The sequence below is a fragment of the Pseudomonadota bacterium genome, from assembly GCA_039028155.1.
GTDB lineage: Bacteria > Pseudomonadota > Alphaproteobacteria > SP197 > SP197 > JANQGO01.
This window is the reverse complement of the sequence record JBCCIS010000027.1, coordinates 1-22,113: the sequence shown is the minus strand read 5'-3', so window position 1 is coordinate 22,113 and position 22,113 is coordinate 1. Positions and strand designations below refer to the sequence as shown.

Annotated in this window: 24 protein-coding genes; 13 read left to right on the top strand and 11 right to left on the bottom strand. The window is 63.6% G+C overall.

Going from position 1 to position 22,113, the window contains the following annotated elements; all coding sequences use genetic code 11:
- Nucleotides 1-94: 94 nt before the first annotated feature.
- Nucleotides 95-334, bottom strand: coding sequence for a DUF1127 domain-containing protein (locus AAF563_14960; protein MEM7122580.1), 240 nt, complete (start codon nt 332-334; stop codon nt 95-97).
- Nucleotides 335-445: 111 nt separating this feature from the next.
- Between AAF563_14960 and AAF563_14955 the strand changes: the two genes are divergently transcribed.
- Nucleotides 446-1,384 (top strand): transcriptional regulator GcvA, encoded by a 939-nt coding sequence (locus AAF563_14955; protein ID MEM7122579.1) that lies wholly within the window; start codon nt 446-448, stop codon nt 1,382-1,384.
- Here the strand turns inward: AAF563_14955 and AAF563_14950 are convergent.
- From AAF563_14950 to AAF563_14930, 5 genes are read right to left on the bottom strand one after another with little or no spacing between them, the layout of a single operon-like run.
- Nucleotides 1,341-1,964, bottom strand: a complete 624-nt coding sequence (locus AAF563_14950) for a glutathione S-transferase N-terminal domain-containing protein (GenBank protein ID MEM7122578.1) — start codon at nt 1,962-1,964, stop codon at nt 1,341-1,343. The genes AAF563_14955 and AAF563_14950 overlap by 44 nt on opposite strands.
- 8 nt (nt 1,965-1,972) lie before the next feature.
- Complete coding sequence (locus AAF563_14945) at nt 1,973-2,788, bottom strand: enoyl-CoA hydratase-related protein (protein ID MEM7122577.1); 816 nt, start codon at nt 2,786-2,788, stop codon at nt 1,973-1,975.
- Entirely contained in the window at nt 2,789-4,888 is a 2,100-nt protein-coding gene (locus tag AAF563_14940; protein MEM7122576.1) for an acetate--CoA ligase family protein, read from the bottom strand.
- 14 nt (nt 4,889-4,902) lie between these two features.
- Entirely contained in the window at nt 4,903-5,748 is an 846-nt protein-coding gene (locus AAF563_14935) for an SDR family oxidoreductase (protein ID MEM7122575.1), read from the bottom strand.
- 51 nt (nt 5,749-5,799) lie between these two features.
- Nucleotides 5,800-6,594, bottom strand: a complete 795-nt coding sequence (locus tag AAF563_14930) for an enoyl-CoA hydratase-related protein (protein ID MEM7122574.1) — start codon at nt 6,592-6,594, stop codon at nt 5,800-5,802.
- A 137-nt stretch (nt 6,595-6,731) separates the two neighbouring features.
- Here AAF563_14930 and AAF563_14925 point away from each other — a divergent pair, with 137 nt between their 5' ends.
- From AAF563_14925 to AAF563_14915, 3 genes are all read left to right on the top strand, one after another.
- Nucleotides 6,732-7,799, top strand: a complete 1,068-nt coding sequence (locus AAF563_14925; GenBank protein ID MEM7122573.1) for an ABC transporter substrate-binding protein — start codon at nt 6,732-6,734, stop codon at nt 7,797-7,799.
- Nucleotides 7,800-8,021: 222 nt separating this feature from the next.
- Nucleotides 8,022-9,173, top strand: coding sequence for an HlyD family secretion protein (locus AAF563_14920; GenBank protein ID MEM7122572.1), 1,152 nt, complete (start codon nt 8,022-8,024; stop codon nt 9,171-9,173).
- Entirely contained in the window at nt 9,163-10,167 is a 1,005-nt protein-coding gene (locus AAF563_14915; GenBank protein ID MEM7122571.1) for a hypothetical protein, read from the top strand. The genes AAF563_14920 and AAF563_14915 overlap by 11 nt, the downstream gene beginning before the upstream one ends.
- A 4-nt stretch (nt 10,168-10,171) precedes the next feature.
- Here the strand turns inward: AAF563_14915 and AAF563_14910 are convergent, their stop codons facing one another.
- Nucleotides 10,172-10,909: an SAM-dependent chlorinase/fluorinase gene (locus tag AAF563_14910; protein ID MEM7122570.1), complete on the bottom strand. Its 738-nt coding sequence runs from the start codon at nt 10,907-10,909 to the stop codon at nt 10,172-10,174.
- Between the two features lie 171 nt (nt 10,910-11,080).
- Between AAF563_14910 and AAF563_14905 the strand changes: the two genes are divergently transcribed.
- A complete protein-coding gene (locus AAF563_14905; GenBank protein MEM7122569.1) occupies nt 11,081-11,452 on the top strand; it encodes a hypothetical protein in 372 nt (123 codons plus the stop codon).
- A gap of 15 nt (nt 11,453-11,467) precedes the next feature.
- Here the strand turns inward: AAF563_14905 and AAF563_14900 are convergent, their stop codons facing one another.
- Entirely contained in the window at nt 11,468-12,733 is a 1,266-nt protein-coding gene (locus tag AAF563_14900; protein MEM7122568.1) for an MFS transporter, read from the bottom strand.
- Between the two features lie 158 nt (nt 12,734-12,891).
- Here AAF563_14900 and AAF563_14895 point away from each other — a divergent pair, with 158 nt between their 5' ends.
- From AAF563_14895 to AAF563_14875, 5 genes are read left to right on the top strand one after another with little or no spacing between them, the layout of a single operon-like run.
- Nucleotides 12,892-13,731 (top strand): TauD/TfdA family dioxygenase, encoded by an 840-nt coding sequence (locus tag AAF563_14895; GenBank protein MEM7122567.1) that lies wholly within the window; start codon nt 12,892-12,894, stop codon nt 13,729-13,731.
- Between the two features lie 19 nt (nt 13,732-13,750).
- Complete coding sequence (locus tag AAF563_14890) at nt 13,751-14,596, top strand: polysaccharide deacetylase (protein ID MEM7122566.1); 846 nt, start codon at nt 13,751-13,753, stop codon at nt 14,594-14,596.
- A 22-nt stretch (nt 14,597-14,618) separates the two neighbouring features.
- Entirely contained in the window at nt 14,619-15,389 is a 771-nt protein-coding gene (locus tag AAF563_14885) for an SDR family oxidoreductase (protein MEM7122565.1), read from the top strand.
- A complete protein-coding gene (locus tag AAF563_14880) occupies nt 15,356-16,396 on the top strand; it encodes a TauD/TfdA family dioxygenase (GenBank protein ID MEM7122564.1) in 1,041 nt (346 codons plus the stop codon). Before AAF563_14885 ends, AAF563_14880 begins: the two co-directional genes overlap by 34 nt.
- Before the next feature lie 10 nt (nt 16,397-16,406).
- The gene (locus AAF563_14875; GenBank protein MEM7122563.1) at nt 16,407-17,552 is read left to right on the top strand and encodes a M20/M25/M40 family metallo-hydrolase; all 1,146 of its coding nucleotides are present in this window, start codon (nt 16,407-16,409) and stop codon (nt 17,550-17,552) included.
- Between the two features lie 7 nt (nt 17,553-17,559).
- Here AAF563_14875 and AAF563_14870 read toward each other — a convergent pair whose 3' ends face one another.
- On the bottom strand, nt 17,560-18,447 hold the full coding sequence (locus AAF563_14870; protein ID MEM7122562.1) for a helix-turn-helix transcriptional regulator: 888 nt from the start codon (nt 18,445-18,447) through the stop codon (nt 17,560-17,562).
- A 102-nt stretch (nt 18,448-18,549) separates the two neighbouring features.
- Here AAF563_14870 and AAF563_14865 point away from each other — a divergent pair, with 102 nt between their 5' ends.
- Complete coding sequence (locus AAF563_14865) at nt 18,550-18,750, top strand: YqaE/Pmp3 family membrane protein (GenBank protein MEM7122561.1); 201 nt, start codon at nt 18,550-18,552, stop codon at nt 18,748-18,750.
- Nucleotides 18,747-19,004: a DUF6460 domain-containing protein gene (locus AAF563_14860; protein ID MEM7122560.1), complete on the top strand. Its 258-nt coding sequence runs from the start codon at nt 18,747-18,749 to the stop codon at nt 19,002-19,004. Before AAF563_14865 ends, AAF563_14860 begins: the two co-directional genes overlap by 4 nt.
- Nucleotides 19,005-19,007: 3 nt before the next feature.
- Here AAF563_14860 and typA read toward each other — a convergent pair whose 3' ends face one another.
- Together typA and AAF563_14850 are read right to left on the bottom strand one after the other, a co-directional pair.
- Nucleotides 19,008-20,831, bottom strand: a complete 1,824-nt coding sequence (gene typA / locus AAF563_14855) for a translational GTPase TypA (GenBank protein MEM7122559.1) — start codon at nt 20,829-20,831, stop codon at nt 19,008-19,010.
- Nucleotides 20,832-20,928: 97 nt separating this feature from the next.
- Nucleotides 20,929-21,555, bottom strand: coding sequence for a hypothetical protein (locus AAF563_14850; GenBank protein MEM7122558.1), 627 nt, complete (start codon nt 21,553-21,555; stop codon nt 20,929-20,931).
- Nucleotides 21,556-21,597: 42 nt separating this feature from the next.
- Between AAF563_14850 and AAF563_14845 the strand changes: the two genes are divergently transcribed.
- Nucleotides 21,598-22,113, top strand: a 516-nt coding sequence (locus AAF563_14845) for a cation:proton antiporter (GenBank protein ID MEM7122557.1), incomplete at its 3' end; no start/stop codon positions are given.

Sequence of the window (22,113 nt, the reverse complement as noted above, 5' to 3'; positions counted from 1 at the left end):
AGATCAGGTACCAGGAAGGGGTTCGCACGCGCAGATCCTGCTTTGAAGGAATCGCTTCGCGACGACATCTAGACAGGTGCATCAGCTCTGGTGCTCAGGCACGCCAGAACGGTTTTATGGATTCAACGCGCGCCTGCCGGTCCGTCATGCCGATGTCATCGAGTTCATGGCTTTCGAGCCGGGCGAGCACCCTGCGGCTGCGGTACCGGTGTGCCCAGATGGCGAGGTTGGTCAGCAGGTCGGCGATCAGCGGGCCTTGCGGGCCGTCGCTTTGGCGTAAACGCTCGAGGACCTTATCGCCGTAAAAAATTTGATGGGTTGGGAGAGAAGACATCTTGGCCTCCTGGTCGTCGCATTGAAGCTGAGAGTGAGGACGTAAGGGCCTGTCCGACCTTGTGCAAACCATGTAATCTGATGGCCCTATCAAGTTTTCTCATGGGGTTCCGTGGCCCGTTGGTTACCGTCACTCAATGCCATGCGCGCGTTCGAAGCGGCCGCGCGGCACTTGAGCTTTACCCGAGCCGCCGAGGAGCTGCATGTCAGCCAGGGTGCGGTCAGCCACCATGTAAAGACGCTGGAAGACCAGCTTGAGACCAAGCTGTTCGACCGTAAGCCCGGCGGTCTGGCGCTGACCGATGCCGGTGCCGCCTATCTGCCGGTGCTGCGCGATGCGTTCGACAGAATGGCCCGAGGCACCGCTGACATTACCCAGCGCCACACGTCCAACATCCTGACGGTCAGCGTCTCGCCGAACTTCGCCGCGCGCTGGCTGGTCCATCGGCTTGGTGACTTCGCCGCCACACATCCGGATATCGATCTCAGGGTGTCTGCGGCCATGGAGCACATCGATTTCGCTGTCGGTGATCTGGACGTCGCGGTGCGCCACGGCGACGGGCGCTGGCCCGACCTTCACGTCACGCCCTTGATCCGCGAGGAGGTCTATCCGGTCATCAGCCCAACGCTTCTCGAACGCGGGCCGGCGCTCAACGAACCCAACGATCTCAGCCATTTCACGCTGCTGCACGACGTGAGCTCGCGTGGATGGTCCGACTGGCTCGACACTGCAGGCGCCGACAAGGTGGAGGCAGACAAGGGACCGTTCTTCAACATGACCAGTCTGGCGCTTGATGCGGCGGTGACCGGCCAGGGGGTGGCGCTCGCGCGCCGCGCACTCGCCACCCAGGATCTTCTCGTCGGACGACTGCTGCGGCCGTTCGACATCACGCTCAAGTCGGAGCGCGGCTACTTCATCGTGTGTCCGGAGGCATCCGCGGACATTCCCAAGATTGTTCGGTTCCGCGACTGGTTGCTGGGAGAAAACCAGCGCGACTTGAAGAAACTCAAGGCGCTTTATGGGCGTCCAGTGTCGCCAATGTCGCGCTGATGGACGGGTGTGTGGCCAAGCGGTCGACCCACTCCACAAGCCGCGGCCGATCTGGGCGCCAATCGATATCCGTGTTGGTGTGTTCCAGTTGCAGTGCGCAGATCAAGACGATCTGCGCCATCGACAGGTCACCTTGCATATGAGGGTCGTCAATTTCGGATTCCCAGACTTCGGTCAAGCGTCGGCATCGTTCTCTTTCATGGTCGATGATGCCGGGTGAGCGTTCGTTTTCGGGCCTGTAGCCTTCGCGCGTCCAGACCGCCAAGCCGGCCAAGAGGCTATGGGCCAAGGCTTCCAGACGTCGGCCCCGCCATTCCGTCTCGTCATTGCGGCGGCCGAACATCGGCTTGCCGTCCAACTGGTCGAGATAGGCGCAGATCAGCGCGGAGTCCTCAAGGCCGATGCCGTCATCGGTGATCAGATAGGGGACACGGCCGGAAGGATTGATCTGGTAATAGGGGCTATCCGCCTCGCGTGTTTGCGCAAGGATCACCGTCACGCGATCGCCGAGCCCTTTCTCCAAAGTCACGATGCGCGGCATGCGGGCATAAGGAGAGTTCGGCGTGGCGAAGAGCTCCATGGCCGCGCCTAGTAGCCCTTGAATACCGGCTTGCGTTTCTCGGCGAAGCTGCGCGGGCCTTCCTTGGCATCTTCGGAATGCAGCATCTTCTTGTAGAGCGGCAGGGCTTCGTCGTGCAGCACCTTGAAACACTCGGGGATCGAGTGGTGCATGGCGTAGCGCACGATTTCCTTGGTCGCCATCAAGGCCAAGGGACCCGCTTCGGCCAGGTGATCGGCCTGCTCGCGGGCGCGGTCCATGAGTTTATCGGGTTCGACGATCTCGTTCACCAGACCCCATTTGAGCGCTTCGTCCGCACCCATGCGCCGGCCCGCCATCATGATGTCCATGGCGACGACAAAGGGGAGGCGGCGCGGGATGATCTGAACCGCGCCGGCATCGGCGATGAAACCCATATGGGCGTCGGGAATGAAGAACTGGGCGTGCGGCACCGCGTAGGCGAAATCGCACGAGAGCGCGATTTCCCAGCCGCCGCCGACGGCGTAGCCGTTGATCGCCGCGATGACCGGCTTGTAGAGATCGAACATCTCGGTGATGCCGGCGAAACCACCTTCCGGTTGGCCGGCCCAGGCGTCACGGTCTTCGCCCGCCGCATCGGCGGCGTCGAATTCGGCAGCGCCCTCCTTCAGGTCCCAGCCCGGCGAAAAAAACTTCTCGCCCGCGCCCGTGACGATCCCGACCATGAGCTCTGGATCGTCGCGCAGGGTCACGAAGGCGTCCGACAGCGCGTGGCTGACCTTGCGGCCGATGGCATTGGCGGGCGGGTTGTCGATGGTGATTTCGAGCACCTTGCCGCGCCGTTCGGTGTGGACCACGTCGCTCATTCAAGCCTCCTTATCGGGTGTCTGTCGTATCAGGGCATCGACGGCCAGGACGCCGTCACCGTCTGCCATGACAAGCAGCGGGTTGACGTCAAGCTCGGCCAGCCGGCCCCGGTGATCATGAGCGTAAGCGCCAATCGCTATGATAGCGCCAACCAGAGCGTCCATGTCGGCCTTCGGTCCGCCCCGGAAACCATCCAAGAGCTTGGCGATCTTGAGACGGCTGAGGGCGTGGCGCACGTCGTCCTCGCCAACCGGCAGCAGCAGGCTGACCGCGTCCCGGAAGAGTTCGACCAGCACGCCACCAGCGCCGATCACCAGCACCGGCCCGAAGCTGTCATTATGGGTGACGCCGACGAGCAGTTCGGCGACGGGTTTGGCCGCCATGGGCTCGATCAGCACCTCGGTGATGCCAAGCCGGGCGGCCATATCGTCGGCCGCGCGCTGCACCGCGGCGGCGTCCTCCAGAGCGAGCGCGACGCCGCCGACATCGGTTTTGTGCAAGATGGAGTCGCTCAACAGTTTGAGCGCGACGGGAAAACCTAGACCGGCCGCAACCTTGCCTGCCTCGGCCACGGACGCCACCCGCCCGTCCGGTATCGGCAGGCCGTAAGCCGCCAATGCTTGTTTGCTATCGGCCTCGTTCATCGCGACGGGCTCACCCGTCAGCTTGCTGGCGGGGGGCACGGCGAGATGGTCGGTTCCGCCCTGCGCCATCAACTCGCGCCGGCGTTCACCGAACAGGCACGACTTGGCCAGCGCATGCACGCCTTCGCGGATGCCTTGCAGGGCGGCGACGCCGGCATTGTGGGCGATGGCGCGGGGACGGGGTGTCGAATTCTCCGGCATGGACGTGGTCCAGGCCATGGGAATGCCGGCCTTTGCCTGGGTATGGCAGAGCGCGCGCAGAACCGCATCCGAACCGTCGACTTCGCCGGTGTCTTCAGGATTGACGTCCATCACCAGCAGCCCGGCATCGACATTGTCGTCGACAAGAACCGGGAAGATCGTGCTCAGCGTGTCGTAGTCACCCCAGAAGTTGGTGTTGTAGTCGAACGGGTTGGTGATGTTCGCAAAGTCGGGCATCACCTTGCGCAAGGTATCGTACTGGTCCTGATCCGGTTGCGGCAGCTCGATGCCGAACGGCTCGGCGAGGTCGGCGACTGTCTCCGAATCACCGCCCGAGCAGGTGTAGACGACAATGCGCCGGCCCTCGGGCACGCCGGTGTGGGTGATGAACTTGGCCGTCTCCAGCATGTCCGACGGCGCCTCGACCCGGATGATGCCCAGACGGTCAAACAAGGCCTGGTACATCGCGTCATCGCCGGCGAGCGAGGCGGTATGCGACAGCGCGAGCTTTTTGCCCATGGCGGACACGCCGGCCTTGTGCGCGATGATCGGTTTGCCGGCCTCCAGCGCGCGGGCGGCGATGCGGCTGAAGCGCGCGATATTGGGAATGGTCTCGATGAACAGCGTGAAACAGGTAATCGCGGGATCGTCGACCAGCACATCCAGATAGTCGGAGATATCGAGAACCGACTGATTACCACAGGAAATGACATAGGCCAGCGGCGCCGAGCGCTGGTTGTTGCAGACGTTGACGCAGAGATTGCCGCTTTGCGCGATGAAAGCCGATCCGCGCTCGACCCGCTCGCCGAGCGACGGGATCGCCAACAGCGGTACACCGTGGAGATAATTGTTGATGCCGTAACAGTTGGGCCCGACCAGCGCGAGGTCGCCAGCGTTGGCGACCAGTTCGGCTTCCAACTCGACACCGACACCGCCCACCTCGCGGTAGCCGGCGGCATAACAGATGACTCCTCCGGCGTTCATGCCATTGAGTTCGGTGACGATGGTGTTTGTCATTTCGCGATTGACCGCTAGGAACGTCGCATCCGGCGCGCCAGGCAAGTCGTCGACCGATTTGAAACACGGAATGCCGGCCAGGTTGTCGAGCTTGGGATTGACGACCCAGACTTCGCCGTTGAAACCCATGCGCCGGTTGGCGTTGATCGTGTGCTCCAGGAACGAACCGCCGATGTAACAGACGGTGCGCGGATTGAGCGTACGCTGCAGGTTGTGTCGACGTGCTTCACTCAGCATGACGTGGCGCCGCCTCAGGACTTCTTCGGTTTCATGGCGGCCCAGTCTTCGTCCGACATGGCACGCAGGAAGTTGAACTGGCCGGCGCCTTGCAACCACTCACCGCCGTCGATGGTAATGACGTCACCGTTGATGTAGCCCGAACCGTCCGCCATCAGGAAAGCCGCGAGATCAGCGAGCTCGTGGTGTTCGCCGACACGGCCCAGCGGCACACTCGACGCGCCAAACTCATCGGACAGTGGTCCGCTCTTCGGCATCAGCCTGTCCCACGCGCCGGGCGTTGGAAATGGTCCGGGCGCGATGGCATTGAGGCGGATACCGCGGTCGCCCCATTCGACGGCCAGACTGCGGGTCATGGCGAGCACGCCGGCCTTGGCCATGGCCGAGGGCACCACATAGCCCGACCCGGTCCAGGCATAGGTTGTGACGATGTTGACGACGGTTGCCGGGTCACCCGCCGCGAGCCACTTCTTGCCACACGCCAGCGTCACGTAGCAGGTGCCATGCAGCACGATGTTCAGCACCGCATCGACAGCACGGTGCGACAGTTCTTCCGTTTTCGAGATGAAGTTCCCGGCCGCGTTGTTGACCAGGCCGTGCAGCGGACCGTCCCGCCAGATTGTCTCGACCATGGCCGCAACGGCATCGGCGTCGCGGATGTCCACGCTGTGCGTCGTAACCTTGGCATCGAGTTCACTGGTAAAGGTCTCGGCTGTCTCGTCGAGCACGTCCTGCCGACGCCCGCAGATGACGAGCTCGGCGCCAAGTTCGCAATAACGCCGGCCCATTGCCTTGCCGAGTCCGCTGCCGCCGCCGGTGATGAGGATCTTCTTGCCTTTCAAGAGGTCGGGCTGAAACATTGGTTCGGTCTCCGGGCTCTTATTGTTGTTCGCTTGCTGAGGAAATGACGGTCACTGCCCCTTGAAGACCGGGTCGCGCTTGGCGATGACGGCGGCCATCGCTTCCTTCGCGTCCTCTGTCGTCGCGCAGATACCGCCCGCTTTCTTCTCTTCGGTTAGCTGGTCAGCCAGATCGCGGGTCGACGCGCTGTCGATCAGCGCTTTGGTCAGACGAATGGCGACGCTGGGGCCGCTGCCGAGCTTTTCGGCGAACGCCATGGTGGCGGCCTCCAGGGCGTCGGATTCGTGGACCTCGGTCAGCATGCCATTGTCGCGCGCTTCCTCGGCCGACCAGATATCGGCGCTGAAGGCGAACCGCTTGGCGGCCTCCAGACCCATCAGGCGCGGCATGAACCAGGTCCCACCGGCATCCGGATTGTAGCCCATGGTGGTGAACGAGCAGCGGAAGCGCGCGGCGGCGGAGGCAAAACGAAAGTCGCAGGCAAGCGCCATGTCGAGCCCAGCGCCGACCGCCGTGCCGTTGATCATGGCGATCGTGGGCGCGGGCAGAGCGTGCAGCATAAGGATCGCCTTGTGCATCTCGCCGACCCAATCGCGGTCCTCGACAGACTCACCCCGGTCGCGCGCCGCGGCCATCTCCGACCATTCCTTGACGTCGGCGCCGGCGCAGAAACCTCTGCCGCGACCGGTCAGAACAAGACATCGCACGGCATCGTCCTTGGCGGCGGCAAAGGCCGCCTGCAGATCTTTCACAAGGCCGAAGTTGAGGGCGTTGCGGGCATCGGGGCGGTTCAGCGCGAGTAGGCGCACGGCACCGATATCGGCTTGTTCCAGACTCTCGCTCATGGCCGTCCTCCCCTGAAATCGTGATCGGTGGGAGTCATAGCATCCGATGCCGCGTGCAGTGCAACATGAAACCGTGGTGCAAGGCCGTGGTTGGCCCAATTTGACGGCGGCGGGTTCGCCGCCCACAGTCGACAACCATGTCGCATTCTCATCGTATCTTGCTGCCCACGATCGTCGCGGCCTGGTTCCTTGTGGGAACCTCGCCCCTGGTGTCGGCCGAGGAGGAGATTGTCGTCGGTGCGGTCCTGACGTTAAGCGGCGAGGGCGCTCAGAACGGCGAAGACATACTGGAGGGCCTCCAACATGCCGTTGATGCGCTGAACGGCATCGGCGGAATCGAAGTGGCCGGCGTCTATCGGCCCGTGCGTCTTGAGGTCTTCGACGATCAAGGCAGCGACCGGCGTGCCGTCGCACTGGCGCGCGTATTGGTCTTGCGGCGCGACGCCACAGTTGTCGTTGCGGGGTCACGGCCGTCTGCTGGGATTGCCATCGCACCGATTGGTGCCGAGTTCCGCCGACCGATGATCGATGTCATCGGGCTGCCGACAACGGATGCAACCGATATGGTGCCCTATCACTTCTCGGTTCTGCCGTCGCTCGAAGACCGCTGGATGCCGGCCATCACGTTCGCGGTTCTTGTCCGACGGCTACAGGGCAGCGCCTCGGAGGACCTGTCGCTTGGCCTGGTTGCTGGCGACGACGTTCTGCGGGGCGCGGCCCAGCAGATAGCAGCCGGTTGGGGATTGCAGGCCGTCGGCGAGGCGGACGGGCACAACGGCAGTGTGGTGCTGCTGCTCGATCCTCCACGGCAGTGGCAGGCGAATATGACGTTCGGCAGCGCCATTGTCATCGTACCGGCATGCCGGGATGCTATTCGGCTGCGTCAGTCACGTCCGACCGGGGCCATTCTGTGTACGGCGCTATGGCGGCACGACGCGGCGTCGTTAGCATCCGAGTCCGCGCTTGCCGGAGAGATCGCGCTGCTTGCGGTCGCCCAGGCGATCGCGCGCGGCCGCACCGCCTATGGCCAGGTGCTGCGTGATGTCCTGATGCTGTTGGACGTCGAGACGCCGATCGGCCCCATCAGGTTCGGCGCGGACGGCCGTAATGTCGCAATCGCAGCCCGGCTTTATGCTGTCGAGGCTGACGGGCTTCACGAGCTTGATCCGGCCGATCCCAGCTCGCTGTGGCGTTTGGAGCCCTGAAGCGCCGTCAAAGTGCAGTTGTCCCCGTCTTCTACCATGGCGATCTGTTCCCCTGCCGGGATACGTGGTTAAACTTTGCGCGTGCGTAGGGGCGCGCTCGGGGTGCCATGACACACGGCGGTGCCATTGCTGGTGTCAGTTGTCGCGGTGGGCGGACAGCCAAAGGCCGAAGTGCGCCCAGGAGCGCCGACGCGTGCGATTGACTGACCGGGGATCTGGACATTGAGCGACAATTCGACAGCAGAAGACGCAACGAGCGGTGCGAGTACGCCGCTGGAGAAAGCACCTGAACCCGCGTCTGAAGCCAAGACGCCGAAAAGCAGGGGCCGCAAGATCGCGCTCTATCTGCTGGGGGCTGCCGTCGTCCTCTTCATCTACTTCATCTTCGCCGACAGGCTGACGCCCTATTCGCCCTATGGCTATGTGCGCACCTATCTGGTCGAGATCGGACCGGAGGTCAGCGGCACGGTGTCCGATGTGGCCGTCGACGACAACATGCGTGTCGAGGAGGGCGGTATTCTGTTTCGCCTGGATCGTCGGGAGTTCGAGATTGCCGTCGACGCGGCGGAAGCGCAACTGGGTCAGGCCGGCCAATCGATTGGCGCCAATACGGCTGGTGTCAGCGCGGCGCAGGCCGGCGTCACCGAGGCAAAGGCCAACTTGGCCAACATCCAGGAGCAGGCCGCACGCGTACTGACCCTGGTTGAGGAAGGTGTCTACGCGCAGGCGCGCGCCGACACCGCCAATGCTGAACTGGAGACGGCGGAAGCCCAGGTTCGCGAGGCCGAGGCCAACCTGCAACAGGCTCAGGAAGCGCTTGGACCGACCGGTGAAGACAATCCGATGTTGCAGGCGGCCCTGGCTGATCTTGACCTCGCCCGCCTTAACCTCATACGCACGACGGTCCACGCGCCGTCGAACGGCGTTGTGACCGGCCTGCAGCTGGCGCCCGGCCAGCAGGCAAACGCTGGTGAAGCCGTCATGGCGTTTTTGGATGTCGAAGATGTTTGGATCGTTTCGTATCTGACGGAAAACAACCTGGGTCTGGTCAGGAAAGGTGATCGCGTCGAGATTGCCCTCGACGTGCTGCCGGGGCGGATCTACGAGGGTACCGTGCAGTCGACCGGGCTTGGCGTCGCGATGGACGATACGACGTCCGGCGGCAACCTGCCGTCCGGTCTGCCGGGCCGTTCGGTCACAGGCAGCGATCTTCGGTTCCCCGCGCGTATCACCTTCGACGGCTCGACATATCCGGAGGGCATTCGTTTCGGTGCCCGCGCCAGCGTCATCATCTATCCGACCGACAACGGCCTGATGAACATGCTGGGTTGGATCCGGATCCGGCTCTCTAGCTTGTGGAACTATGTCAACTAAGACGGCTGCCGCCGTTCAAAGCAACCCCATGGAGGGCCACGGCCTTCGCCTAATGATCGCGGTCGTCCTGGCGATGATTGCCGGGGTGATTCATGGCGACTTTCTCGTCGTCTTCATGGGGCCGGTCTTTGTCACCATGTTCGCGGTGCCCGATGGGCCAGCGCCGACATTGACCAAGGCCGCCGTGATCGCCTTGCTGGTTTGGGTCACCGGACTGGCGACCAGCGGCATCGGCGACTTTTTCTCAAACCATCAATCGGTCCTGGTCCTGTTCTTCGCCGCTGGCCTCTTTGCCTGTTTCATGCGTGACGCGCTGGTCGGGCCGTCGCCGGTTATCGGACTTGTTCTGGTCGTCATGGTGGTCGCCGGAACGATGAGCGCGAATTTCGCGCCGCTGGCCAAGGACGTTATCAATGCCCTGCCGGTCGCCGTGCTGTTTTCGATGATTGCGATCATGTTCGCCCATGCGATCGTGCCGTCGACCGCCGACGAGACAGGTGTCGAACCTCCGGGCGAGCCCGCCGATGCCCCCGTGCGCGACGCGCTTATGCGCACGGCCATTCTGCTGCCGTTAATCATCTGGTTTCTGGCGACCGGCAAGGTCGGCAGTTTCTATATCCTGATCGTCGCCATTTCGGTCTTGCGTGTGCCCAAGCCCGAGACGGTCGCGCTAGCGCTGGTGGCCGCCAATTTTTTGGGCGGTGCTGTCGCTCTCGTCGCGGCGACATTGATCTTCATCACGCCTTCACCGTTGTTCGGCGTGATCGTGCTCGCGCTGATGGCCCTTGGCCTGGGCCTGATGGTCGAGCAGGGCGGTGTGCGCGGCAAGCTCGCCGGCGCCGCCTCCGGCCCGGCGATGATCATGCTGATGTTGGCGCTGTCCGTACTCGACGGCAGCGATGTTTACATCAGCCGTGTCCTCGAGATCGCCGCGTCGGTCCTCTATGTGCTTCTGGCCATGGCGCTACTGAGTTCGGTGGCCAGAAAGCCGTAGCCCGCTAGCGCAAGTTGACGAGGCGCACGGGCACGCCGACTTCCAGACCCAGGCGTTCGGCGGCGCTGCCGCGATTGACGGCGATCTCCGCCAGGCCATTGGCGTTCTCGTACCAGGTGGCGTCGCCAACCGGGACATCGCCAAAGGTGCGGCTGCGTTCCAGATGCTGGCCGTTGATCTCAAGCGCTGTGCCCATCGGCAGCGCGTTGGCACGCATGCCGGTCATGGCATTGCCGTAGCGGTCTATGTAAACGATCTCGGGCAGATCGTCTGGCCAGTCGTGGTGCATCCGGTGTTCGGGATCGACCGGCTCGCCCGGCGGATGCTCGCCGCGCGCCAGGCATGCGGCGACCGGTGCGAAGAGGTCGCGCCCGTGAAACGTCGCCGACATCGCCTTGGGCTGGTGGGTGATATCCCACATTCGGCAGTCGTCATTACGTTGCATTACGACGTTGAAGAGGCCGTTGTCCGGACCAACAAACCAGCGTCCGCCGGCCCTGACGACCACCGGCCGCCGCCAAGCCGTCCCGACGCCCGGATCGACAACCGCAAGAAAGACCGAATCGTGCGGAAAAACGTCCGTATAGGCGGCCAACAGATAGGACGAGGCGCGTGGCGCGAAGACCGGGGCGTCGGAAAAGAGGTCGAAGACCGGGGTATTGGGAACCTCGCGCCACAACGCGGCCTTGACCTGACCGATATAGGGGCCTTCCAAACCGAAGTCTGTGAATAGCAGGATCATGAGGTCCGGATCGTCTTGGCACGGCTGTCTGCCGTGGCGTCGCCAACAGAATAGGCCAAGTCGCGGCGCTCTTCACGAACTGCCGTCGGGCCAAGTTTTGCGTTGAGGGCGGCTTGGCGGAATACTGGCGCCGGGGTTCCGGACAAGACAACTAGGCACGGCGGCGCGGTAATGCGGTTTTTGATTTCCATGGTGGTCGTGGTCGCCGCGCTGGTGGTCGTTGCATACTTTGGGCTGAGGTCGATCGGCCTGATCGGCGAATCCTGCCCACCGCTCGACGATGACGGGTTCCAGGTCATGATCGAGAACCGGCTTCTCTTTGCCCTTCGCGCCAATGTGCACGAAGCCACAACGAACGAGTTGCGGATCGGGCCGGAGCAGTGTGTCGCCGTCGACGTTAACTCCGTGCGGGTCACCGTGGAGACGTGGGCTTTTGACGAGACCGGCACACCGAATTGTACTGCCGAACTGCGTCCCGCCAACCGCCTGACCATCTTCGAGCGTGGCGGCAATGTTTATTGCGAGGTCGGCGAAGCCCGCTGACAACGAACGGTTTTGCTAGCGCCGGCTGCTTTCCGCGAGATCGCGATCCATCTGGTCGCGCACCGTCTTCATGGCAATGGCCGCGCCGACCGTGGACGTCCTGGGTACGCCGACATAGGGATGCTGTTCTTCTGTCGGGCGGGACGCGCGGCGCGTCATGCGGAAAAGCGCAAAGAGCCCCAACAGAAGGTGCGCGGCCGCAAGAAACCAGAAGAAACCGGCGGGGCCAAACTCCGCCATCGCGAACCCCGCGATTGCCGGGCCGGCCATGCCGCCGATACCGCCCGCCATCAGCAGACCGCTGGATGCGGCAACCATCTGTTTCGGCGAAAGGAAGTCGTTGGTATGGGCGACGGCCAGCGAATAGATGGGAAAGGAAAGGCCGCCCATGAGCGCGCCGATGGTGAGCAGCACGGGTGCCGTCGATACATCCAGCGTCGCCCCGGCGACACCGACAAGGCCGGCCAGAATGCTGGCCGCCGTCAGGATTTGCCGACGATCGAAGTGATCGCTCAAGCGGCCGATTGGCCATTGCAGGATCATACCGCCAAAGACCATGGCGGTGATGAAGAGCGAAATGTCGGTCAGCGACATCCCGATCTCCTGGGCGTAGACCGCGCCCAGCCCTACCATGGTGCCGGCCGCCGCACCCTGCAGCATGGACCCTGTGACACCCAATGGCGAGATCCGCGCCAGCTGCCGCAGCCCGAGTTTATCGTTGGCTTGAAACTCCGGCGCCGGATAGGCGGTGAGCGAAATCGGTACGACCGCGAGCGACACCAAGACCGCCGAGACGATGAAAAGGACAAAGCCATCCGGGCTGGCGGTGTTCATGAGCAGGGGGCCGAGCGCCATCGAGCCCAGCATGATCACCATGTAGACCGAGAGTAACTGACCGCGGGTCTTGTTGGTCGAACGGTCGTTGAGCCAGCTCTCCGCGACGATATAGAGGCTGGCATAAGCGAAGCCTGTCAGGACGCGCATCAGCGTCCAGATCACCGGTTCCACCGCGACGGCATGGATCAGGGGGGCGATCGACGCGATCGAGGCCATGGCGCCGAACACGCGAATATGGCCGACCCGTGTGACAAGACGAGGCGTCAGCGTCGATCCAATCAGGAAGCCGACGAAGTAGCCGGCCATGATGACGCCGGTCACTTCGGTCGGGAAGCCGGCCAGGGTCGCGCGCACGCCAAGCAGGGTGCCCTGTAATCCGGCGCCCAGCATAAGAAGACCGATGCCCAGCAGAAGGGCCCAGATGGAGACGACGGCAGCCAGCATGATCGCGGCACCCCACAGAATTGCGGCGGGGCTTATGCGCGATTTGCCAGATGAAATCCATCCAAATCGTACGGCAGCACACACGCCGGATTGCGTTTCTTGACGGGCCGGAGTCGCCGTTCAAGACTGAGCGCTGTTGAAACGGCAGCGGAGGGGCCATGAGCATCACGTTGACACCACTGGCCAACGCCCTGGGCGTCGCGGTCGAAGGCCTTGACCTCGCCCGGCCGATCGCGTCTGAGACAGCCGATCGGCTGCGCGCCGCGTGGTCACAGCACCACCTTCTGCTGCTGCGCGGCCAAGACATTAGCGAAGACCAGCAGGTTGCCTTCGCGACCCTGTTCGGGCCGGTCTCCCACCGTGGCGCCTATATGAAGGACCGCCAAGCGAGCCACGTGTCCAACGTTCGCGCTGATGGCATTCTGGGCGGCGGCGTGCTGCATTTTCATTCCGACCACACATTCTTCGTGCGGCCGCTGAAGGCGATCTGCCTCTATGCCATCGACGTGCCGCCGTCCGGCGGCGATACGCTTTTCGCCAACGCGATCCTGGCCTATCGGAACCTGCCGCAGGATCTGAAGGCCCGTATCGATGATCTGATCTCCGTGCAGTTGTTCGACTATACAGGCGATTACAATCGCCGAACGCTGCTCGACGATGCGCCGGCCGACGCGCCGCGTTGCGACCACCCATTGGTCAAGACGGACGAGTCATCGGGCGAGAAGATCCTCTTTATCCACGAACACACGACCGCCGCCATCCACGGTCTCGATCACGACGCGGTCGATGCGTTGCTCGTGGATCTCATGCCCTACTTGAACGATCCGGGCATCGGGTATCGCCACTGCTGGTCGCCGGGCGATGTGCTGTTGTGGAACAACATGACGCTGCAGCACGCGCGCACCGACTTCGACCCGCGCCAGGCGCGAACCCTTCGGCGCGTACCGATCGCCGTCAGCGAGGCCGAAGCGAACGACGCCACCGCGACCGTGGTGTAGACGCCAGGAAGGGAAGACCATGAGCACACCGCTTGTCGACACCGCCGTTGCCTGGCCGGACGGCGCCCAATGCGCGGTCATGCTGAGCTTCGACTTTGATGCCGAGACCCTGTGGATCGGCCGCGACCGCGCCAATTGGAAGCGGCCGGGCATCCTCTCCCAGGGCAAGTACGGCGCGAAGCTCGGCGTGCCCAAGGTCCTCGAGACACTGGAGGATGCCGGCATCAAGGCGACGTTTTTTGTTCCCGGCTGGACGGCAGAAAACCACACCGATCGCGTCGAGGCGATTGTTGGGGCGGGGCATGAGGTCGGTCATCACAGTTATCTGCATGAGTGGATCGACCCGGAAGATCCGGCTGCCGAGGAGGCCGAACTCGACAAGGGGCTCGAGGCACTTGCCAAGACGGTCGGCGTGACGCCCAAGGGTTATCGCTCGCCAGCCGGCGAGACCAGCGACAACATGGTGCGGCTCCTGACCGATCGCGGTTTTCTCTATGACAGCTCCATGATGGACGACATCAATCCCTATCGGCATGTCCTGGCCGACGGCACGCCCGGGGTCGTTGAGGTGCCGTGGCACTGGAGCCTGGATGACGCGATCTACCTACTGTTCTCGATTCGCAATCCCCGCCCGGTCTTCACCAACAGTCATATCCTGGAGGTCTGGCAGGACGAGTTTCGCGAGATCTACCAGTGGGGCGGCCTGTTCGACCTGGTCATGCATCCGCAGATAATCGGCCGGCCATCGCGTATCGCGCTGCTACGCACATTCATCGCCTGGATCAAGACGTTCCCCGGCGTCTGGTTCGCCACCGGCAGTGAAGTCGCCGAGGCGTGGCTGGCGCAGACGGGGAAGAGCACCTAGCGCGCCGCAAAGGGAGCCACGCATGGGGACATGCCGATTCGCCAGCAAGACCGCGATCGTGACCGGCGCCGCCGGCGGTATCGGCAGGGCGACGGCGCTGCGCCTCGCCGGCGAGGGTTCGTGTGTGCTGGCGGTCGATATCAAGCAGGACGAATTGGCGGAGACCATCGATCTGTCCGGTGGGCCTGAGGTCGTGCCGATCATTGCCGATCTGACCGATCGCGATGCGCCGGCGACGATTGTCGATAAGGCTCTCGCGCAGTTCGGCGGCATGGACATCCTGATCAACAACGCCGGGATCAGTGGGCGCAACCGCAGCGGTGGCGACGTCGATGACCAGCAATGGGATGCGGTTGTCGATATGAACGCTTCGTCAGTCTATCGCATGGCGCGGGCGGCGCTGCCTCATCTGCCGCGCCCCGGCGGCAAGATCGTCAATATCAGCTCGGTATTCGGTCTGGTTGGTTTTCCCGGGTCGCCTGCCTACGCCGCCGCGAAAGGAGCGGTTGCACAGCTGACACGACAGATGGCATCGGATTATGCTACCGATGGTATCAACATCAACGCGATTGCACCGGGGGTCATCGAAACCGCAATGACACGTGACAGCATCAACAACGACCCGTGGTATCACGATGCCATGATCAAAAACGCGCCCATGGGGATTGGTCAGCCGGATGATGTTGCCGGCGTGATCGCCTTCCTGTGTTCCGACGATGCGCGCTATGTGAACGGCCAGGTCATCGCCGTCGACGGCGGATGGTCGACGACACGTTACTGGCCGAAGCCGTAACCATGACGCGTCCATTGCCTTTTGATGTCCAGTCTTTGCCGGGTGCCAGTTTTGGCGGTCTGATCGATGTTGACGATGTCGATGCGTTTGTCGCCGCGGCCGAGGCCGTGCCAGACGCGCTGATGAACGCCATGCTGGATGGTCATGGCCTTTTGCTATTGAAGGGATTTCAAACGATCGCGGACGATCCTGGTCTGCTGGTCAAGCTTAGCCGTCTGTTCGGCAAGGAGGTCGAGAACTATCGGCTGACATCAACGGATCCAAACTGCATTCACCCCGATCATCCGGAGATCCTGGTGCTGACCAACCTGCCGCCCTGCAGCAGAAAACCGCCCGGTAAGCCGGAACCGGCGGCGCTGCCCGATGGCAGCCTGCCGGTGCAGTTTCCCCATCGCCGGGGCTGGCATACGGACCAGAGCTTCCGCCGGCCGCCGCCGGATATCTCGCTTTTCTGCGCGTTGGTGCCGTCACCCAAAGGGCAAGGGCAGACGCTCTACGCCGATGGCGTCGGCGCCTATGAGGCGCTGTCGGAGGCACTGAAGGCGCGCATCGAGGATCTGGAAGGTCTACACATTGTCCCCGGCAGCGGTCGCGCGGAGTATGCCGTGCGCGCCGGCGAGACTCCGCGCGACTTGGAGCCGCGCGAGGCGCCGCAGCGCCAGCCGGTTGTGCGCGTGCATCCGGTGACCGGCCAGAAGGCGCTCTATCTGTGTGAGGCCGGCCAAATGGACTGGGTCGAGGGTCCCCTGATCGGTATGGAGCCGGGTATCCATGGCGACGGCGCCAAGCTGCTCTATGAGCTGATGGAGCATTTCACCCAGCCGCGCTTTGCCTATGCGCACGAGTGGGAAGCCGGCGACCTCATCGTCTACGACAACCGCTGCACGATCCACAGCGCCACATGGTACGACGCCGACCAGTTCGACCGCGTCATGTGGCGCACTACCGTGTGGGGCAACCCGGGTCCGCTCTATGACGGCGAGGAACGAAGCTGGATGGTGGCATGAGGACGCGGCCATGAGCGCGCCGCGCAACCAGCCGATCTATGACGCCGACGAGATCCTGGACGGCATCCGCGACTGGGTGACGATCGAAAGCCCGACGGTTCACGTAGCGGGCGTCAACCGGATGATGGACAAGGCCGAGGAAGCCATGACGCGGCTTGGCGCGCAAACCGAGCGTCAGCCCGGCATCGACGGATACGGCGACATTGTTATCGGCCGCGTCGCCGGCCGCAGGCCGGGGCCGGGCGTGCTGGTGCTAGGGCATCTCGATACCGTCCATATGGTCGGCACGCTTGACGACGAACTGCCGTTCCGCCGCGATGGCGACCGAGTCTACGGGCCCGGCATCTACGATATGAAGGGCGGCATGTTCACGGCCTATTACGCGCTGCGCCAACTGTTGCGCGCCGGTGAAACGCCCGAGCTTTCCGTGACGTTCATGTTCGTCTCCGATGAAGAAGTCGGTAGCCCGTCGAACCAAGCGCGCATCGAAGACGTCGCAAAACAGCACAAGTATGTGCTGGTGCCCGAACCGGCGAAGGGCGGGACCGGCATGCTGGTTACCGGCCGCTATGCCTTCCTTCGCTTCGTCGTGCGGGTGCGTGGCAAGCCCGCCCATGCCGGGTCCCAGTTGACCCGGGGACGCAGCGCCATCGCGGAGATGGCGCAACAGATCCTTGCCATCGAGGCGATGACGGACAGGGAGCGTGGCATCACCTATAGCGTCGGCGTCGTCGAGGGCGGCACGTTCGTCAACGTGGTGCCGATAGCGTGTTCGGCTGAGGTCTTGTGCGTTGCGCCGTTCGCCGAGGCCATGGACGAGATCCGCACCAACATGGCCGCACTTGCGCCGATCAATCCCGAATGCACCGTCGAGGTCGAAGCCGGCCCGGTGCGCCCGCTCTTCGAGCCGAGCGAGGCGACGCTCGCGCTCTATGCCGAGGCGGAGAAGATCGCCGGCGAGATCGGCTTTGTGCCCGGCCACGGCAGCTTTGGCGGCGGCAGTGACGGCAACTTTACCGGCGCGCTCGGTCTGCCGACGCTGGATGGTCTGGGCCTGATGGGCGACGGTGCGCACACCCATGACGAACACGTTCTTTATTCGTCATTGGTGCCGCGCGCGAAGCTATTGGCCGGGCTGTTTCGAACGCTGACCTAGGTCGGCGTCAGGCCCCGTTCAAGACGATGCAGCCGGTCTCCGCGACGTCATAGCCGCCCATCTGCTTAGCGCGTTCGCTGAACCGTTCGGAGCGTGTGAACCACAGGAGGTCCTGCCACGGTTTGTCGAAGAAGTCGTGGCGTCCGATGACGAGGTCATAACGTTCGCGGGTCAGCGGTACGAAGTCGAGGTCGAGTTGTTGGGCGACGGCGGCAACGCCGAAACCGGCATCGGCGCGATCCTCGGCCACCGCCAGACCAACCTCGGTCTCGCTCAAGGCCGGCGCCGCGATGATGTTGAGGTCACTGATCGACAAGTCCTGTTCGTTCAACAGATGGCCGAACAGCAGGCGGCTGCCGGCTTCCTGCTGGCGGTCGACAAATCGCGGCTGATGGGATTTCAATGGAGGCAGACCAGTGATCGCTTTGGGATTGCCCTTGGCGACGATCAGTCCCTGGTCGCGCCAGGCCCAGGTCAGGGCGATGACCGAGCGACCAGCCAGCGTGCGATAAAGCGTCGGCAAGTTGTGATCGCCGCTTGGCGGATCGAAGACATGCAGGCCGCAGGCAATGGCCTGGCCATCGGCGAAGCGGCGCAGCCCGTCCAGGCTGCCGCCGAACATCAACGCCAATCCACAATTGGATTCGCGCACGGCCCAATCGAGCAGGGGGTCGTGACTGCCGGCGATAATCGGCGGCGGCGCTTGGCGCACTTCCGGATCGCCCTTTTGCGCCAGGTTCTGCACGACCCACAGATCGATCACGGTTTTGGGGAACAACCACTTGCCGGTAACCCGCGTGCACGGGATCTTGCCGGTCTTGACGAGGTCATAGACCTTGCGTTCCTTGATGCGCAGATAGGCCGCGACCTCGCGCGTGTTCATCATGTCCGCCATGTGTTCGCCATGTATCCGCCGGGAGGCTTCGGCCAAAGGAGTTGCGCGACGGCCACCTAGATATCACATGGTGCAGGTGAACGAAGCTGCCTGATGGACGCCATGCGCCTGATCATCGCGATTTTCCTGCCGTTTTTGCTGTTTTTCACCATCGGACGCCCACTGGCCGGGATCATCTGCCTGATTTTGCAGATCACCCTGATCGGCTGGATTCCCGCCGCGTTATGGGCGGTCTACGCCTTGAGCCAGTTCCAGACCGACCGCAAGATCGATGATATGCGGCACCAGGAGCATCAGTCATGAACCGAGACGCACTCAACACGGTCGTCAAGCTGGTGATTGCTTCGCTGGTCGTCGGCTTGGTGATGGCCATGGTGAACGTCACGCCGCTCAGCCTGATCCAGAACCTCGGCGACAACTTCGAGGCGATGTTCAGTGCCCTGGTCAATGCCGCGAGCTGGGCGATCACCTACATCATCATGGGCGCGGTCATCGTCGTGCCCATCTGGCTGCTGTTCCGCCTGATGGGTGCCAAGAACAAGCGCAGCAGCGGCTAGAGCCTAAGCGGCGTTCGGCTGGCGGGCGCGTCGTTTGCGTTCGTGGGGGTCGAGCCAGCGTTTGCGCAGGCGGATCGATTCCGGCGTCACCTCGACCAACTCGTCGTCGGCGATATAGGCCATGGCGCGTTCCAGCGTCATCTTGACCGGCGGCGTCAACAGCACCGCATCGTCCTTGCCGGCGGCACGGATGTTGGTGAGCTGCTTTGACTTCAGCGGGTTGACGTCGAGGTCCTGACCTTTGTTGTGCTCGCCGATGATCATGCCCTTGTAGACCTTGTCGCCCGGCGCGATGAAGAGCGCGCCGCGTTCTTCCAGGTTCCACAGCGCGTAGGCGACGGCGCTGCCTTGTTCGGCGGAGATCAGCATGCCCTCGCGCCGGCCCGGCATGTCGCCCTTATAGGCCGCGTAGCCGTGGTAGAGCCGGTTCATGATGCCGGTGCCACGGGTATCGGTCATGAACTCGCCGTGGTAGCCGATCAGACTGCGCGACGGGATATGGAAGACGAGGCGGGTCTTACCGCCGCCTGATGGCCGCATCTCTAGCATGTCGCCCTTGCGCTGGCCCATCTTCTCGACCACGGGGCCGGTGAAATCGTCGTCGACGTCGATGACCACTTCCTCGATCGGTTCGAGCAGCGCGCCGGTCTCCTCATCCTTTCGGTAGAGGACGCGGGGGCGGCCGATGGCCAGTTCAAAGCCCTCCCGGCGCATGGTCTCGACAAGGACGCCAAGCTGTAGCTCGCCGCGCCCGGCGACCTCGAACACCGTCTTGTCGTCGGTCTGGGTCACCTCCAGCGCTACGTTGCCTTCGGCTTCGCGGGCCAGGCGATCCCAGATCATGCGGCTGGTGACCTTGTCGCCCTCCTGACCGGCAAGCGGGGAATCATTGATCGAGAACGTCATCGCGAGCGTCGGGGGATCGATCGGTTCCGACGCCATGGGCTCGGTGACCGAAGGGTCGCACAGGGTGTCGGCGACGCTCGCCTTGGTGAAGCCCGCCAGGGCCACGATGTCGCCGGCCTCGGCCTTGTCGATACCGACCCGCTCCAAACCGCGAAACGCCAGGATCTTGGAGATGCGCGTTTGCTCGAGTGTCTCGCCGTCGCGCGACAGTGCCTTCAGCATGGTGTTGGTCGCTAGGCTGCCGGCCTCGATGCGACCGGTCAGTAGCCGGCCGAGGTAAGGATCGGTCTCAAGCGTCGTCGCCAGCATGCGGAAGGCGCCCTCCGGCACGACCTCGGGCGCCGGCACGTGGCCGACGATCAGGTCGAACAGCGGCGCCATGTCATTGTGGGCATCGTCGAGTTCGCGCACCGCCCAGCCTTGTTTGGCCGAGGCATAGACGGTCGGGAAGTCGAGCTGTTCGTCGTTGGCGTCGAGCGCGGCGAACAGGTCGAAGATCTCGTTCAGCACCTCGTCGGCGCGCTGCTCCGGTTTGTCGATCTTGTTGATGACGACGATGGGTTTCAGACCCAGGCGCAACGCCTTGCCGACCACGAACTTGGTCTGCGGCATCGGGCCTTCGGCTGCGTCAACAAGAACGCAGACGCCGTCGACCATGCTCAGGATACGCTCGACCTCGCCGCCGAAGTCGGCGTGGCCCGGCGTGTCGACGATGTTGATGCGGGCATCGTTCCACACCACCGACGTGCACTTGGCCAGGATCGTGATGCCCCGCTCGCGCTCCAGATCGTTGCTGTCCATGGCCCGTTCGGCGACCTGCTGGTTGGCGCGGAAGGCGCCGCTTTGCTTCAGCAGCTCGTCGACGAGCGTGGTTTTGCCATGGTCGACATGGGCGATGATGGCGATGTTCCTGAGGTCCATGCCGATGCTACCGGTTGCGGGGGTTTCGGGATGCGTCCCTATATCGTGCCTGGCGGCCCCAGCACAAGTGGCGGGGATCACGAAAGTTTCGGGATGTTTACAGCGTTGCGCTGGTGTGAAGCACGGGCGAATAGCCGGCGGCCAGCACCGCGACGGACGAGGCGGGCGTCAGAACATCGACCTTAAGGGGTTCAATGGCGGTGCCCTTGCCATAGCCCTCCGGCGACCAGGGTAGCAACGCGCCACGGTAAACCAGGCCGGCGCGGTTGGCTGTGCCGGGCAGAACAACCATGGCGCCATCGGGCAGGCTTTCGAGGTTGGCCTGATAGGTGACCTTGCTGCGGTCGCGCCTGGCTCGCTCCCGGTGGGTGATATCGTCCATCTCAACCGCCTTGGGCGGCGAGGCGAGGCCTTGTGCCAGCGCCCAGGCATGGCGGTAGCGGTTGTAGTCGTCGCGCCGGCACAGCGCGCAGGGGCGATGGCCGGCGGCAAGTGCCGTCGCCTCGTCCATGAAAAAGAGCTCGGTCCACACGCCAGGTTGCATGACCGGGCGCCACCAGCCCTTGTAGGACAACTGGCAGGTGATCCAGGCCCGCAGCCGCCAGCGCCGGGTGGCGAGTTTGCCGGCCTCGTCGCACAGGCAGCCACGGTTGCCCAGGAAGAGACCGCGCGCGGGGTGATCAACTATCTCGCCAAATGGCGTCACGCGGTTTTGCAGCGGCATGACGGCACCTATGATGGTGTGAACTGGGAGGGATTCGGGGTTATGTCGTTTCTAGTCATTGCCGCCATTTTTCTGGCCGCCGCCATTGTCGCCGTGCCGTTGTCGAAGCGGGTGGGTTTTGGATCGGTCCTCGGGTACTTGGTCGCCGGCGTGGTGATCGGCCCGTCGGCCCTTGGCCTCGTCACCAATGTTGATGACATCTTGCACTTTGCCGAGTTCGGTGTCGTGCTGCTTCTTTTTGTCATCGGCCTGGAGCTGCAGCCCTCGCGCCTGATGACCATGCGCAAGGCGGTCTTCGGCATGGGCGGCGCCCAGGTCCTTATCACCGCCATCCTGCTGGCGGCGGCGGCGTTCGCCATGGGGCTGACCCTGGAAAGCGCGATCGTTGTCGGCTTGGCGCTGTCGCTTTCGTCGACCGCGTTCGCGCTGCAGATCCTGGCGGAGAAGGGGCAGTTGTCGAGCGCCCATGGCCGCTCGTCGTTCGCCATCCTGCTGTTCCAGGATCTCGCGGTGATCCCGATCCTGGCGCTGCTGCCCTTGCTGGCGCCAAGCGCGGGT

Excerpts from the sequence above, each read along its gene's own strand:
- AAF563_14875 (MEM7122563.1), top strand. The coding sequence starts at position 16,407 with ATGAGCGCGCCGCGCAACCAGCCGATCTATGACGCCGACGAGATCCTG.
- AAF563_14915 (MEM7122571.1), top strand. The coding sequence starts at position 9,163 with ATGTCAACTAAGACGGCTGCCGCCGTTCAAAGCAACCCCATGGAGGGC.
- AAF563_14935 (MEM7122575.1), bottom strand. The coding sequence starts at position 5,748 with ATGTTTCAGCCCGACCTCTTGAAAGGCAAGAAGATCCTCATCACCGGC.
- AAF563_14900 (MEM7122568.1), bottom strand. The coding sequence starts at position 12,733 with ATGCTGGCTGCCGTCGTCTCCATCTGGGCCCTTCTGCTGGGCATCGGT.
- AAF563_14880 (MEM7122564.1), top strand. The coding sequence starts at position 15,356 with ATGGTCGACGACACGTTACTGGCCGAAGCCGTAACCATGACGCGTCCA.
- AAF563_14945 (MEM7122577.1), bottom strand. The coding sequence starts at position 2,788 with ATGAGCGACGTGGTCCACACCGAACGGCGCGGCAAGGTGCTCGAAATC.
- AAF563_14870 (MEM7122562.1), bottom strand. The coding sequence starts at position 18,447 with ATGGCGGACATGATGAACACGCGCGAGGTCGCGGCCTATCTGCGCATC.
- AAF563_14960 (MEM7122580.1), bottom strand. The coding sequence starts at position 334 with ATGTCTTCTCTCCCAACCCATCAAATTTTTTACGGCGATAAGGTCCTC.
- AAF563_14930 (MEM7122574.1), bottom strand. The coding sequence starts at position 6,594 with ATGAGCGAGAGTCTGGAACAAGCCGATATCGGTGCCGTGCGCCTACTC.
- AAF563_14860 (MEM7122560.1), top strand. The coding sequence starts at position 18,747 with ATGAACCGAGACGCACTCAACACGGTCGTCAAGCTGGTGATTGCTTCG.
- AAF563_14950 (MEM7122578.1), bottom strand. The coding sequence starts at position 1,964 with ATGGAGCTCTTCGCCACGCCGAACTCTCCTTATGCCCGCATGCCGCGC.
- AAF563_14890 (MEM7122566.1), top strand. The coding sequence starts at position 13,751 with ATGAGCACACCGCTTGTCGACACCGCCGTTGCCTGGCCGGACGGCGCC.
- AAF563_14905 (MEM7122569.1), top strand. The coding sequence starts at position 11,081 with ATGCGGTTTTTGATTTCCATGGTGGTCGTGGTCGCCGCGCTGGTGGTC.
- AAF563_14850 (MEM7122558.1), bottom strand. The coding sequence starts at position 21,555 with ATGCCGCTGCAAAACCGCGTGACGCCATTTGGCGAGATAGTTGATCAC.
- typA (MEM7122559.1), bottom strand. The coding sequence starts at position 20,831 with ATGGACCTCAGGAACATCGCCATCATCGCCCATGTCGACCATGGCAAA.
- AAF563_14865 (MEM7122561.1), top strand. The coding sequence starts at position 18,550 with ATGCGCCTGATCATCGCGATTTTCCTGCCGTTTTTGCTGTTTTTCACC.
- AAF563_14925 (MEM7122573.1), top strand. The coding sequence starts at position 6,732 with ATGTCGCATTCTCATCGTATCTTGCTGCCCACGATCGTCGCGGCCTGG.
- AAF563_14910 (MEM7122570.1), bottom strand. The coding sequence starts at position 10,909 with ATGATCCTGCTATTCACAGACTTCGGTTTGGAAGGCCCCTATATCGGT.
- AAF563_14895 (MEM7122567.1), top strand. The coding sequence starts at position 12,892 with ATGAGCATCACGTTGACACCACTGGCCAACGCCCTGGGCGTCGCGGTC.
- AAF563_14940 (MEM7122576.1), bottom strand. The coding sequence starts at position 4,888 with ATGCTGAGTGAAGCACGTCGACACAACCTGCAGCGTACGCTCAATCCG.
- AAF563_14885 (MEM7122565.1), top strand. The coding sequence starts at position 14,619 with ATGGGGACATGCCGATTCGCCAGCAAGACCGCGATCGTGACCGGCGCC.